This is a genomic window from Pseudomonas sp. 9.2(2024) (assembly GCF_039695385.1).
Lineage (GTDB): Bacteria > Pseudomonadota > Gammaproteobacteria > Pseudomonadales > Pseudomonadaceae > Aquipseudomonas > Aquipseudomonas paraglycinae.
The window spans coordinates 2,231,961-2,244,973 of sequence record NZ_CP155585.1; the positions used below are offsets into that span (position 1 = coordinate 2,231,961).

Annotated in this window: 10 protein-coding genes; 6 read left to right on the forward strand and 4 right to left on the reverse strand. The window is 61.1% G+C overall.

Annotated elements, in window-relative coordinates; translation table 11 throughout:
- Positions 1-223: 223 nt before the first annotated feature.
- The 3 genes from ABFB52_RS10135 to ABFB52_RS10145 are packed head-to-tail and all read right to left on the reverse strand — an operon-like array spanning position 224 to position 3,287.
- Complete coding sequence (locus ABFB52_RS10135; RefSeq protein ID WP_085747914.1) at positions 224-1,210, reverse strand: alpha-L-glutamate ligase-like protein; 987 nt, start codon at positions 1,208-1,210, stop codon at positions 224-226.
- A complete protein-coding gene (locus ABFB52_RS10140) occupies positions 1,210-2,745 on the reverse strand; it encodes an inactive transglutaminase family protein (protein WP_007951967.1) in 1,536 nt (511 codons plus the stop codon). Before ABFB52_RS10140 ends, ABFB52_RS10135 begins: the two co-directional genes overlap by 1 nt.
- Before the next feature lie 5 nt (positions 2,746-2,750).
- The gene (locus ABFB52_RS10145) at positions 2,751-3,287 is read right to left on the reverse strand and encodes an ATP-dependent zinc protease (protein ID WP_011333239.1); all 537 of its coding nucleotides are present in this window, start codon (positions 3,285-3,287) and stop codon (positions 2,751-2,753) included.
- A 300-nt stretch (positions 3,288-3,587) separates the two neighbouring features.
- Here ABFB52_RS10145 and ABFB52_RS10150 point away from each other — a divergent pair, with 300 nt between their 5' ends.
- From ABFB52_RS10150 to prpD, 6 genes are all read left to right on the forward strand, one after another.
- Positions 3,588-4,310, forward strand: a complete 723-nt coding sequence (locus tag ABFB52_RS10150) for a GntR family transcriptional regulator (RefSeq protein ID WP_173892848.1) — start codon at positions 3,588-3,590, stop codon at positions 4,308-4,310.
- On the forward strand, positions 4,307-5,197 hold the full coding sequence (prpB, locus tag ABFB52_RS10155; protein WP_007951973.1) for a methylisocitrate lyase: 891 nt from the start codon (positions 4,307-4,309) through the stop codon (positions 5,195-5,197). Before ABFB52_RS10150 ends, prpB begins: the two co-directional genes overlap by 4 nt.
- 43 nt (positions 5,198-5,240) lie before the next feature.
- Positions 5,241-6,368 carry a 2-methylcitrate synthase gene (gene prpC, locus ABFB52_RS10160; RefSeq protein ID WP_129974106.1) on the forward strand — a complete coding sequence of 376 codons (1,128 nt, stop codon included), beginning with the start codon at positions 5,241-5,243 and terminating at the stop codon, positions 6,366-6,368.
- Positions 6,369-6,429: 61 nt separating this feature from the next.
- On the forward strand, positions 6,430-9,024 hold the full coding sequence (gene acnD, locus ABFB52_RS10165) for a Fe/S-dependent 2-methylisocitrate dehydratase AcnD (RefSeq protein WP_129974107.1): 2,595 nt from the start codon (positions 6,430-6,432) through the stop codon (positions 9,022-9,024).
- 54 nt (positions 9,025-9,078) lie between these two features.
- Positions 9,079-10,281 carry a 2-methylaconitate cis-trans isomerase PrpF gene (gene prpF, locus ABFB52_RS10170; RefSeq protein ID WP_129974108.1) on the forward strand — a complete coding sequence of 401 codons (1,203 nt, stop codon included), beginning with the start codon at positions 9,079-9,081 and terminating at the stop codon, positions 10,279-10,281.
- Positions 10,282-10,591: 310 nt separating this feature from the next.
- On the forward strand, positions 10,592-12,076 hold the full coding sequence (gene prpD, locus ABFB52_RS10175; RefSeq protein WP_129974109.1) for a 2-methylcitrate dehydratase: 1,485 nt from the start codon (positions 10,592-10,594) through the stop codon (positions 12,074-12,076).
- Here the strand turns inward: prpD and ABFB52_RS10180 are convergent.
- Positions 12,069-12,887: a pyruvate, water dikinase regulatory protein gene (locus ABFB52_RS10180; protein WP_007951980.1), complete on the reverse strand. Its 819-nt coding sequence runs from the start codon at positions 12,885-12,887 to the stop codon at positions 12,069-12,071. The genes prpD and ABFB52_RS10180 overlap by 8 nt on opposite strands.
- Positions 12,888-13,013 lie beyond the last annotated feature (126 nt).

Here is a 13,013-nt window from a genome sequence, read left to right on the forward strand (position 1 = left end):
GGGGATTGTAGTCCTCTCCGATGCCAGATCAAAGTCAAAAGCCTACCCCCTCACCCCAGCCCTCTCCCCAAAGGGGGAGAGGGGGAAGGGAGCAGATCTTCATGCTTTTCAAAGCCTGAGTTCGACTCGGTCATTCAGGTCGATGTAACTCGAATGTTCAACACCGTCGGCTCCCTCTCCCTCCGGGAGAGGGCTGGGGTGAGGGTGCTTTTGCTTCTGAGCTTCAGCCCTCGACCGCCGGAATATGCCCAAACAATTCCTGAGCAAACGCCACCCGCTCTTCAACCGACTCCGTCACGCCGCGCGCCTTGAGCTCTTCCAGATGCGCTTCCACCGCATGGGTACGCAACGTCAGTCCGCAATCGTTGGCAATCTGGATATTCAGCCCCGGCCGCGCATTCAGCTCCAGAATCAGCGGGCCTTTCTCCTGGTCCAGCACCATGTCCACGCCGATGTACCCCAGGCCACACAGCTCATAGCAACCGGCGGCGAGCTTCATGAATCCGTCCCAGTAGGGCAATTGCACACCGTCCACCGCGTTGGTGGTGTCCGGGTGTTTGGTGATGATGTTGTTCAGCCAGGTGCCGCGCAGGGTCAGGCCGGTGGCCAGGTCGACACCGACGCCGATGGCGCCCTGGTGCAGGTTGGCCTTGCCGCCGGATTGACGGGTCGGCAGGCGCAACATAGCCATCACCGGGTAGCCCATCAGCACGATGATGCGGATGTCCGGTACGCCTTCGTAGCTGATGCTTTTGAAGATCTGGTCCGGGGTCACCCGGTATTCGATCAGCGCCCGGTCGCGGTGACCGCCCAGCGAATACAGGCCGGTGAGGATGCTGGAGATATGATGCTCCAGCTCTTCGTGGGCAATGATCTTGCCCGACACCGTGCGATAGCGGCCCTCGAAACGGTCGGCGATGACGATGATGCCGTCACCGCCGGCGCCCTGGGCCGGCTTGATCACGAAGTCGTTGCGCCCGCCGATGATCTCGCCGAGCTTGTCGATTTCCTTCTCCGTGGAAATCACGCCATACAGTTCCGGCACGTGAATGCCGGCCTTGATCGCGCGTTCCTTGGTGATGATCTTGTCATCGACGATCGGGTACAGGCTGCGCTTGTTGTACTTGAGCACGTAGTCGGCGTTACGCCGATTGATGCCCATGATGCCCCGGGCTTCCAGGGCCTTCCAGGTCTTCCAGAAACCGAACATCAGGCGTCAGCCTTCTTCAGGAAAGCCTTGAAACGTACGAGTTCAGTCAGGCGATAACCGCGATAACGACCCATGGCCAGCATGAAGCCCACCAGGATCAGCAGGATCGCCGGGAAGGTGAACACGAAGTACACCAGCTCAGGAACGGTCATGATCAAGTGCGCCAGGGACGCTGCGAACAGCGTGCCGATCGCCACTTTCATGGCATGGCTGGCGCCGCGTTCTTCCCAGGTGATCGACAGGCGTTCGATGGTCATGGTCAGAATCACCATCGGGAACAGCGCCACCGACAGGCCGCGCTCAAGACCGAGCTTGTGACTGAACAGACTGATCGCCGCAATCAGCACCACCACGAAGGTCAGCACCACCGACAAGCGCGGCAGCATTTGCAACTTCAAGTGTTCCAGGTACGAACGCAGCGACAGCCCAAGCGCGGTGATCACGGTAAACAGCAGGATGCCGAAGCCCAGTTGTGTCTCGCGGAAGGCCAGGGCGATCAGCACCGGTGTGAACGTGCCGAGGGTCTGCAGGCCGATCAGGTTGCGCAGGATCAGGATCACCAGCACGCCGATCGGGATCATCACCATGATCATGAACGTCTGCTGGGTTTGCAGCGGCAGGCCGTACAGCGAGTATTCGAGGAAATTGGCGTCGGTGTTTTCGTCGGTCAGCTTGGCCAGACGAATCGCGTTCATCTCGCTGTTGTTCAGGCTGAAGGTCACGTTGGCCTTCTTGCCGCCGTCGACAGTGATCAGGTTTTCATCACCGCTCCACCACAGCAGGCGGTCGGTCGGCAGGCCTTGTTCACCGGTTTCCGGGTTGAAATACAGCCAGTCGGTGCCGTTGAAGCTGCGCAGCCACAGTTCCGGAGTTTGCGGCTGATCGGCGACGAGGCGGATGGTGTGGACTTTCTCCACCGGCACGTGGGCGATGGACAGCAGCAGCTCGACGATTTTGGCTTTGTGCGGCGTCGACGGATCGCCGGCCAGCAGCAGTTTCACGTTGTCGTCGTTGACGTTGTTGACGCGTTTGATCGCTTCGCCAATGAAGGTCTCGACGTCGGCCGAGTGCTGGCGGATCGGGGCGAGCAGGGCTTCGGCGGCGATCTTTTCCGGGCCTTCGATGGCCATGCTGTCGCGGAAGGTCGGGCCTTTGATCTTGGTTTTCTCGGCGGTGTAACGCTTGGTCAGCACCAGGCGGTAATAAAGGGTCTGGTTGCCCTTGGCCCGGCGTGCCGACCAGGTGACCTTGCGGTTGCCGTCGACACGGTTGACCGCCACGCCGTAGTTGTTGGAGATGAAGCTCTCATTGAGGCTGACGTAATCGCGGCTCAAGGGCGGCACGAACATCTGGATCTTCACCGGATCCTTGGTGCTGGCGACGAACTCGACCTTGGCGTCGATGTTCCACAGGTCGTCGGTGGCGTCTTCGGTCACTGGAATGCCGAGCACGAAAATCTGATAGGCCGTAACCGAAACGCCCAGCAACACCAGGATGGTGATCAGGACTTTCAGGTGGAAGGTTAGAGAACGCATGGAAATTACTCGGCGGTATGAGCGGCGATGGCGCAGGCGGGTTTGCCGGCAGCGTATTTAAGACTGGGATCGACCAGCGCATCGAAGCGTTTCAGCGCCTCGGAGCCGATCAAAAGCGGGTATTGGAACGCACTACGGTCGGTCAGGTTCACTTCGATGCTGCGCATTGCCGAACCCATGCAGATGTCCAGCTCGATCACCGGGCGCGCGGTGTACTTCTTGCCTTCTTCAGGGTCGTAGTCGCCGGCGCGGCGCTTGATCTTGCTGACCCGGGCCAGCGGCCGTTCGATCGGGTGCGAATGCGCGGCGTCGATGGCCAGGTAGAAACGTACCCAGGACTCGCCGTTGCGTTTGAAACGTTTGATGTCGCGGGCGCTCAGGGAGGCGGTTTTCGCCCCGGTGTCGAGTTTCGCCGCCACTTCCAGGTTGATCCCGTCGAGGGCAGCGTATTCGTTGAGGCCGTACACGGTCTTTTCCCCCGCCGCGGCGAGGCCGGGCAGGCAAAACAGTGCAAAGAATGTGGGGAAGGGCTTGAGTCTCATAAATCCTGGCGAGCAGCGTTCCGTTCTCGGTTCAGGGCCATGGCATCAGGAAATCCTGTCTGCCCATGCGCCTTCGTGTGCCTATCAGCTTTTTATGACAAGCCGTGCAAATGACTCGCAAATGCGGGCGGCATTCTAGCACGGTGGTTTTATGGCGCCAGCGCCGGGACCGGTCTATAACCCTTGGGGCTGATACGGAGGCTTATTAGACGATTGTCGACAATCTGTATTTATCCTTTGACTGGTGCGGGCTGATTCGCTAGTTTTTGCCGCATTGGATTTGAAGGTGTCGACAATATGCTGGATCAACTCGATCCCCCGGTGATCAACGGCGACGATTCCGAGACGCTCTCGGAAAACGTCTTCCGGCGCATCCAGGCGGCTATCGTCAAAGGCGAGATCGCCCCGGGCAGCAAGATCTCCGAGCCGGAACTGGCGCGCACCTACGGCATCAGCCGCGGGCCGCTGCGCGAGGCGATCCACCGGCTGGAAGGCCAGCGCCTGCTGGTGCGCGTACCGCACGTCGGTGCGCGGGTGGTGTCGCTGAGCCACGCCGAATTGCTCGAACTCTACGAAATCCGTGAATCCCTCGAAGGCATGGCCTGCCGTCTGGCGGCCGAACGCATGAGCGTCGAAGAAATCGACGAACTGCGCCGGGTGCTGGAAACCCATGAACGCGATGCAGCCTTCCAGGCCGGTGTCGGCTACTACCAGCAGGAAGGCGATTTCGACTTTCACTACCGGATCATCCAGGGCAGCGGCAACCGCACCCTCACGCAAATGCTCTGCGGCGAGCTCTATCAACTGGTGCGCATGTACCGCATCCAGTTTTCCACCACGCCCAACCGCCCGCGCCAGGCCTTTGCCGAACACCACCGGATTCTCGATGCCATCGCCGACCGTGACGGCGAGCTCGCGGAATTGTTGATGCGCCGTCACATCGGCGCCTCGAAACGCAACATCGCCCGTCACTACCAGGACGGCGCCGACAATAAGACAGCCACTGAACGAGGTGAGTCATGAGTTCCAACAAGAGCACTCCAGGCCAGCGTTTCCGCGATGCGGTCGCCAGCGAACATCCGCTGCAAGTGGTCGGGGCGATCAACGCCAACCACGCGCTGCTGGCCAAGCGCGCCGGTTTCAAGGCGATCTACCTGTCGGGTGGCGGGGTGGCTGCCGGCTCCCTCGGCGTGCCGGACCTGGGCATCACCGGCCTGGATGACGTGCTGACCGACGTGCGCCGCATCACCGACGTCTGCGACCTGCCGCTGCTGGTGGACGTGGACACCGGTTTCGGCGCTTCGGCGTTCAACGTGGCCCGCACCGTCAAGTCGATGATCAAGTTCGGCGCGGCGGCGATTCACATCGAAGACCAGGTCGGCGCCAAACGCTGCGGTCACCGCCCTAATAAAGAAATCGTGACCCAGCAGGAAATGGTCGACCGCATCAAGGCTGCCGTCGATGCCCGCACCGACGACAGTTTCGTGATCATGGCCCGCACCGACGCCCTGGCCGTTGAAGGTCTGGAATCGGCACTGGATCGCGCCGCTGCGTGCATCGAGGCCGGCGCCGACATGATCTTCCCGGAAGCCATCACTGAACTCGAGATGTACAAGTTGTTCGCCAGCCGTGTGAAAGCGCCGATCCTGGCCAACATCACCGAATTCGGCTCGACGCCGCTGTACACCACCGAGCAACTGGCCGGCGCCGATGTGTCGCTGGTGCTGTACCCGCTGTCGGCGTTCCGCGCGATGAACAAGGCTGCGGAAAACGTCTACACCGCGATCCGCCGCGACGGCACTCAGCAGAATGTCATCGACACCATGCAGACTCGCATGGAGCTCTACGATCGCATCGATTACCACACCTTCGAGCAGAAGCTCGACGCGTTGTTTGCGGCGAAGAAGTAAGCCGCAACCGTACTCCCTAATAAATTCAAGATTGGAGACAACAATGGCCGAAGCAAAAGTACTCAGTGGCGCCGGGCTCCGGGGCCAGGTTGCCGGGCAAACCGCACTGTCCACCGTGGGCCAGGCCGGTGCCGGGCTGACCTATCGCGGCTACGACGTGCGCGAACTGGCGGCAGACGCACAATTTGAAGAAGTGGCGTACTTGCTGCTCTACGGAGAACTGCCGACCAAGGCACAGCTCGCCGACTACCAGAACAAACTCGGCAAGCTGCGCGACCTGCCGCAAGCGCTGAAAGAAGTGCTGGAACGCATCCCCGCCGACGCCCACCCGATGGACGTGATGCGCACCGGTTGCTCGTTCCTGGGCAACATCGAGCCGGAGAAAGATTTCTCCGAGCAACGCGACAAGACCGACCGCCTGCTGGCCGCGTTCCCGGCGATCATGTGCTACTGGTATCGCTTCAGCCACGACGGCAAACGCATTAATTGCGTAACGGACGAGCAGTCCATCGGCGGCCACTTCCTGCACCTGCTGCACGACAAGAAGCCGAGCGAACTGCACGTCAAAGTGATGAACGTGTCGCTGATCCTCTACGCCGAGCACGAATTCAACGCCTCGACCTTTACCGCTCGGGTGTGTGCTTCGACCCTGTCAGATCTGTATTCCTGCGTCACGGCGGCCATCGGCTCGTTGCGCGGCCCACTGCACGGTGGCGCCAACGAAGCGGCGATGGAAATGATCGAGCGCTTCTCGTCGCCGGAAGAGGCGATCAAAGGCACCCTCGGCATGCTCGAACGCAAGGACAAGATCATGGGCTTCGGCCACGCGATCTATAAGGACAGCGATCCGCGCAACGAGGTGATCAAGGGCTGGTCGAAAAAACTCGCCGACGAAGTGGGCGACAAGGTGCTGTTCGCGGTTTCGGAAGCCATCGACAAGACCATGTGGGAGCAAAAGAAACTGTTCCCCAACGCCGACTTCTACCATGCCTCGGCGTACCACTTCATGGGCATCCCGACCAAGCTGTTCACCCCGATCTTCGTCTGCTCGCGCCTGACCGGCTGGGCAGCGCACGTGTTCGAACAGCGCGCCAACAACCGCATCATCCGTCCAAGCGCCGAGTACACCGGCGTCGAACAGCGCAAGTTCGTGCCCATCGAACAGCGCTGACCGGGGAGGGCGCCGGCACAGGCGCCCCCTCTTTGAAACTACCGTGACCGAGTCCTGACCGATGAACACAGAATTTCGCAAGAACCTGCCCGGCACGCCGCTGGACTTTTTCGACGTCCGCGCGGCTGTCGATGCGATCCAGCCCGGCAGCTACGACACCCTGCCGTACACCTCTCGCGTGCTGGCGGAAAACCTCGTGCGTCGCTGCGACCCGGCCACGCTCACCGATTCCCTGAAACAACTGATCGAGCGCAAACGCGACCTCGACTTCCCGTGGTTCCCGGCTCGCGTGGTGTGCCACGACATTCTCGGCCAGACCGCGCTGGTGGATCTGGCCGGCCTGCGCGACGCGATTGCCCAGCAGGGCGGCGACCCGGCGCAGGTCAACCCGGTGGTGCCGACGCAACTGATCGTCGACCACTCGCTGGCGGTTGAAGCGGGCGGTTTTGACGCCCAGGCGTTCGAGAAGAACCGCGCCATCGAAGACCGTCGCAACGAAGACCGTTTCCACTTCATCAACTGGACCAAAAAGGCGTTCAAGAACGTCGACGTGATCCCGCCGGGCAACGGCATCATGCACCAGATCAACCTGGAGAAAATGTCTCCGGTGATCCAGGTGCGCGACGGCGTGGCATTCCCGGATACCTGCGTCGGCACCGACAGCCACACCCCGCACGTCGATGCGCTGGGCGTGATCGCCATCGGCGTCGGTGGTCTGGAAGCCGAGAGCGTGATGCTCGGCCGCGCGTCGTGGATGCGCCTGCCGGAAAGCGTCGGCGTCGAACTGACCGGCAAGCTGCAACCGGGCATTACCGCCACCGACATGGTGCTGGCGCTGACCGAATACCTGCGCAAACAGAAAGTGGTCGGCGCGTGGCTGGAGTTCTTCGGTGAAGGTGCTTCCGCGCTGACCCTCGGCGACCGCGCGACCATCTCCAACATGGCCCCGGAATACGGCGCCACGGCGGCGATGTTCTACATCGACCAGCAGACCATCGATTATCTGAAGCTCACTGGTCGCGAAGACCAGCAAGTGCAACTGGTCGAGCAATACGCCAAGCAGATCGGCCTGTGGGCCGACAGCCTGAAAGGCGCGCAATACGAGCGTGGCCTGACCTTCGATCTGTCTTCGGTGGTGCGCAACATGGCCGGCCCGAGCAACCCGCACGCTCGTGTGGCGGTGTCGGATCTGGCGGCCAAAGGCATCGTCGGCCAGTGGGAAGACGTGCCGGGGCAAATGCCTGACGGCGCGGTGATCATCGCGGCCATCACCAGCTGCACAAACACCAGCAACCCGCGCAACGTGATCGCCGCCGGCCTGCTGGCGCGCAACGCCAACAAGCTCGGGCTGACCCGCAAGCCGTGGGTCAAGTCGTCGCTGGCGCCGGGTTCGAAAACCGTGGCGCTGTACCTCGATGAAGCGGGGCTGACCACGGAGCTGGAGCAGCTCGGTTTCGGCGTCGTCGCGTTTGCCTGCACCACCTGCAACGGCATGTCCGGCGCGCTGGATCCGGTGATCCAGCAAGAGATCATCGACCGCGACCTGTACGCCACCGCTGTGCTGTCCGGCAACCGCAACTTCGACGGCCGGATTCACCCGTACGCCAAGCAGGCGTTCCTCGCTTCGCCGCCGCTGGTGGTGGCCTACGCGATTGCCGGAACTATTCGTTTCGACATTGAAAAAGACGTGCTGGGCGTGGTCGACGGCAAGGAAGTTCGCCTGAAAGACATCTGGCCGAGCGACGAAGAAATCGACGCGGTGGTGAAATCCTCGGTCAAGCCCGAGCAGTTCCGTCAGGTCTACATCCCGATGTTCGCCATCCATGAAGACACCGGCCCGAAAGTCACGCCGCTGTACGACTGGCGCGAGATGAGCACCTACATCCGCCGTCCGCCGTACTGGGAAGGCGCGCTGGCCGGGGCGCGACCGCTCAAGGGCATGCGCCCGCTGGCGGTGCTGCCGGACAACATCACCACTGATCACCTGTCGCCGTCGAACGCGATCATGCTCGACAGCGCCGCCGGCGAATACCTGGCGAAAATGGGCCTGCCGGAAGAGGACTTCAACTCCTACGCGACTCACCGGGGCGACCACTTGACCGCGCAGCGCGCAACGTTTGCCAACCCGAAACTGTTCAACGAAATGGTCGTGGAAAACGGCAAGGTCAAGCAGGGTTCGCTGGCCCGTGTCGAGCCGGAAGGCCAAGTGATGCGCATGTGGGAAGCCATCGAGACCTACATGGAGCGCAAGCAGCCGCTGATCATTATCGCCGGTGCCGACTACGGTCAGGGTTCATCCCGCGACTGGGCGGCCAAAGGCGTGCGGCTGGCGGGTGTGGAAGCGATCGCCGCTGAAGGTTTCGAACGTATCCACCGCACCAACCTGGTGGGCATGGGCGTGTTGCCGCTGGAATTCAAACCGGGCACCGACCGCAAGACCCTGGGCATCGACGGCAGCGAAACCTATGACGTGATCGGTGAGCGCACGCCGCGCGCCGACCTGACGCTGGTAATCCATCGCAAGAACGGCGAACGCGTCGAGGTGCCGGTGACCTGCCGCCTCGACACCGCTGAAGAAGTGTCGATCTACGAGGCCGGCGGCGTGTTGCAGCGCTTCGCTCAGGACTTCCTCGAAGAGTCGGCGGTTGCCGTTTAAATCAACTGATGTGGGCATGGGACTTCAAGTCCCATGCCTTCGTTAAGGAGCACCATGGCTCACGCAGCTAATTTCGCACCGCAGATCAAAATCCCCGCTACCTACATGCGTGGCGGCACCAGCAAAGGCGTGTTTTTCAGCCTCAAGGATCTGCCCGAAGCGGCGCAGATTCCCGGCCCGGCCCGTGATGCGCTGTTGCTGCGGGTCATCGGCAGCCCCGATCCGTACGACAAGCAGATCGACGGCATGGGCGGCGCCACCTCGAGCACCAGCAAAACCGTGATCCTGTCGAAAAGCATCAAGGCCGATCACGACGTCGATTACCTGTTCGGTCAGGTGTCGATCGACAAGCCGTTCGTGGACTGGAGCGGCAACTGCGGCAACCTGTCGGCGGCAGTCGGTTCGTTCGCCATCAGCAACGGTCTGGTGGACGCCAGCCGCATTCCGCACAACGGTGTGGCGGTGGTTCGCGTGTGGCAGGCCAATATCGGTAAAACGATCATTGCCCACGTGCCGATCACCAACGGCGAAGTCCAGGAAACCGGTGATTTCGAACTCGACGGCGTGACCTTTCCGGCCGCCGAAGTACAGGTCGAATTCATGGACCCGGCGGCGGAAGAAGAGGGCGGCGGCGGTTCGATGTTCCCCACCGGCAACCTGATCGACGAGCTGGAAGTGCCGGGCGTCGGCACGTTCAAGGCGACCATGATCAACGCGGGTATCCCGACGATCTTCGTTAACGCCGAAGACATCGGTTACACCGGCACCGAGCTGCAGAGCGCGATCAACAGCGATCCGAAAGCGTTGCAGATGTTTGAGACCATTCGTGCCTACGGTGCTTTGCGCATGGGGCTGATTTCCAGTCTGGATGAAGCGGCCAAGCGTCAGCACACGCCGAAAGTGGCGTTCGTTGCCAAACCTGCGGATTACGTGGCATCCAGTGGCAAAGCCATTGGCGCTGGGGATGTGGATTTGCTGGTGCGGGCGTTGTCGATGGGCAAGCTGCACCACGCGATGATGGGGACGGCGGCGGTGGCGATTGGTACGGCGGCGGCGATTTCCGGCACTTTGGTGAATCTGGCGGCTGGTGGTGTGGAGCGCAATGCGGTGCGGTTCGGGCATCCGTCCGGGACGTTGCGTGTCGGGGCTGAAGCGAGTCTGGAAAACGGTGAGTGGATCGTGAAGAAAGCGATCATGAGCCGTAGTGCACGCGTCCTGATGGAAGGTTACGTGCGCGTTCCTGGCGACTCTTTTTAAGATCAAGAGCCTACCCTCACCCCAGCCCTCTCCCGGAGGGAGAGGGGGCTGACCGAGTTGTAATTAGATGTCCTGCGACCTGAAGCATCTTGGCGATTATGGATTCACAGAAAGACGTTCAGGTCGGCGTAACGCTTGAATATCCCCCATTCGGTCCCCTCTCCCTCCGGGAGAGGGCTAGGGTGAGGGCAACAATCCAACTGAAGAAACACCCCAAAGCAGACACCCACGATCTGCTCTAAACAAAAAAACCAACCAGCCCCCTGAGGAAGACCCCACCACTCATCATTCCCCACCCAGGAGAACCGCAATGAGCGCCAACGTCGACCTGAACAACCGCCCCGACTACGACCGTGTCCTGCAGGACATCGCCGATTACGTCCTCAGCTACAAAATCACATCCGCCGAAGCCCTCGACACCGCCCGCAACTGCCTGATGGACACCCTCGGCTGCGGCCTGCTGGCTCTGCGTTTCCCCGAGTGCACCAAACACCTTGGCCCAATCGTCGAAGGCACCGTCGTCCCATTCGGCGCCCGAGTTCCAGGCACGTCCTATCGCCTCGACCCAATCAAAGCCGCGTGGGACATCGGCTGCATCGTGCGCTGGCTCGATTACAACGACACTTGGCTCGCCGCCGAATGGGGGCATCCGTCGGACAACCTCGGCGGGATTCTCGCGGTGGCCGATCACCTGTCGCAAAAGCGTCTGGCAAATGGTGAAACGCCGCTGACGGTGCGCGATGTACTCGAAGCGATGATCATGGCCCACGAAATCCAGGGCGTGATCGCGCTGGAAAACTCGTTCAATCGCGTAGGTCTCGACCACGTCATTCTGGTGAAGGTGGCCTCGACTGCCGTGACCGCCAAACTGATGGGCGCCAACCGTGAGCAGCTGTTATCGGCGTTGTCCCACGCGTTCGCCGACGGCCAGGCATTGCGCACGTACCGCCATGCGCCGAACACCGGTTCACGCAAATCCTGGGCGGCGGGGGATGCATCGAGCCGGGGCGTGCGGCTGGCGGATATCGCGATGCGCGGCGAAATGGGAATTCCCGGCGTCTTGAGTGCCAAACAATGGGGCTTTTACGACGTTTTGTTCAGCCACACCAACAACGATCTGGCGCTCAAGCCCGAAGACAAGCGCGCCTTCAGTTTTTCCCGACCGTTCGGCAGTTACGTGATGGAAAACGTGCTGTTCAAAATCAGCTTTCCCGCCGAATTCCACGCGCAAACCGCCTGCGAAGCCGCCGTGACCCTGCACCCGCAAGTGCGCAATCGTCTGCATGAAATCGACCGGATCGTCATCACCACCCACGAATCGGCGATCCGCATCATTTCCAAGGTCGGGCCGCTGGCCAACGCCGCCGACCGTGATCACTGCCTCCAGTACATGACCGCCGTGCCGCTGGCGTTCGGCAATCTGGTGGCCGAGCAGTACGAAGACGATTTCCACAAGGCCCATCCGGTCATCGATGTGCTGCGCGAGAAAATGGTCATCGTCGAGGACCCGCGCTTCACCCGTGAATACCTGGAGGCCGACAAACGCTCGATTGCCAACGCGGTGCAGGTGTTTTTCAAGGACGGTTCGAGCACGGAGAACGTGGTGGTGGAATACCCGATTGGCCATCGCCGGCGTCGCGCCGAGGGCATTCCATTGCTGGAGGACAAGTTCAGGGCAAATCTGGCCACCCGTTTCACCGGGCAGCGCAGCGGGGAGATTCTTGCGCTGTGCAAGGATCAGACGCGGCTTGAAACCACGCCGGTGAACCGGTTTGTCGATTTGTTTGTTATTTGAAGCGCCGCTCCACGCCTTTTTCCACGAGGATCTTCGCGGAAATTTCTTCTACCGAGAAATGCGTGGAGTTGATGTTCGGGATGTTCTCGCGGCGGAACAGGTTTTCCACCTCGCGCACTTCGAACTCGCACTGGGCGTAGCTCGAATAGCGGCTGTTGGGCTTGCGTTCGTTGCGGATCGCGGTGAGGCGGTCCGGGTCGATGGTCAGGCCGAACAGCTTGTGCTGGTGGGCGCGCAGGGCGGCCGGCAGTTGCAGGCGTTCCATGTCGTCTTCGGTCAGCGGGTAGTTGGCCGCGCGGATGCCGAACTGCATCGCCATGTACAGGCACGTCGGCGTCTTACCACAACGCGACACGCCCACTAGTATCAGGTCGGCCTTGTCGTAATAGTGGGTGCGGGCGCCATCGTCGTTGTCGAGGGCGAAGTTCACCGCCTCGATCCGCTCCATGTAATTGGAGTTGTGACCGATGGAGTGGGACTTGCCGACGGTGTAGGAGGAATGCTCGGTCAGTTCCTGCTCGAGCGGGGCGAGGAACGTCGAGAAGATGTCGATCATGAAACCATTGGAGGTTGCGAGAATCTCACGAATGTCCTGATTGACGATGGTGTCGAAGATGATCGGCCGGAAACCGTCGGTTTCAGCGGCTTTGTTGATTTGTTGTACCATGGCCCGCGCTTTTTCAACGCTGTCGATGTACGGCCGCGTGAATTTGCTGAAGGTAATGTTTTCGAACTGCGCCAGAAGGCTTTGACCCAGGGTTTCGGCGGTGATGCCGGTGCCATCGGAGATAAAGAAAGCAGATCGTTTCATTTGCACCTTGGGCCTTAAGCTAATGAGTATTTCTGGATATGATAGGCGCGATTTGCCGGCCGCCATTGGCCCGCATTCTCACTTATTTTCCAGGTCCAGGCCATACAGCCGGCCAACGCTCCCCCG

Bases quoted from the DNA above. Each gene is read 5' to 3' on its own strand.
- prpD (WP_129974109.1), top strand. From the start codon at position 10,592: ATGAGCGCCAACGTCGACCTGAACAACCGCCCCGACTACGACCGTGTC.
- prpC (WP_129974106.1), top strand. From the start codon at position 5,241: ATGGCCGAAGCAAAAGTACTCAGTGGCGCCGGGCTCCGGGGCCAGGTT.
- ABFB52_RS10180 (WP_007951980.1), bottom strand. From the start codon at position 12,887: ATGAAACGATCTGCTTTCTTTATCTCCGATGGCACCGGCATCACCGCC.
- ABFB52_RS10140 (WP_007951967.1), bottom strand. From the start codon at position 2,745: ATGCGTTCTCTAACCTTCCACCTGAAAGTCCTGATCACCATCCTGGTG.
- ABFB52_RS10145 (WP_011333239.1), bottom strand. From the start codon at position 3,287: ATGAGACTCAAGCCCTTCCCCACATTCTTTGCACTGTTTTGCCTGCCC.
- prpF (WP_129974108.1), top strand. From the start codon at position 9,079: ATGGCTCACGCAGCTAATTTCGCACCGCAGATCAAAATCCCCGCTACC.
- acnD (WP_129974107.1), top strand. From the start codon at position 6,430: ATGAACACAGAATTTCGCAAGAACCTGCCCGGCACGCCGCTGGACTTT.
- prpB (WP_007951973.1), top strand. From the start codon at position 4,307: ATGAGTTCCAACAAGAGCACTCCAGGCCAGCGTTTCCGCGATGCGGTC.
- ABFB52_RS10135 (WP_085747914.1), bottom strand. From the start codon at position 1,210: ATGTTCGGTTTCTGGAAGACCTGGAAGGCCCTGGAAGCCCGGGGCATC.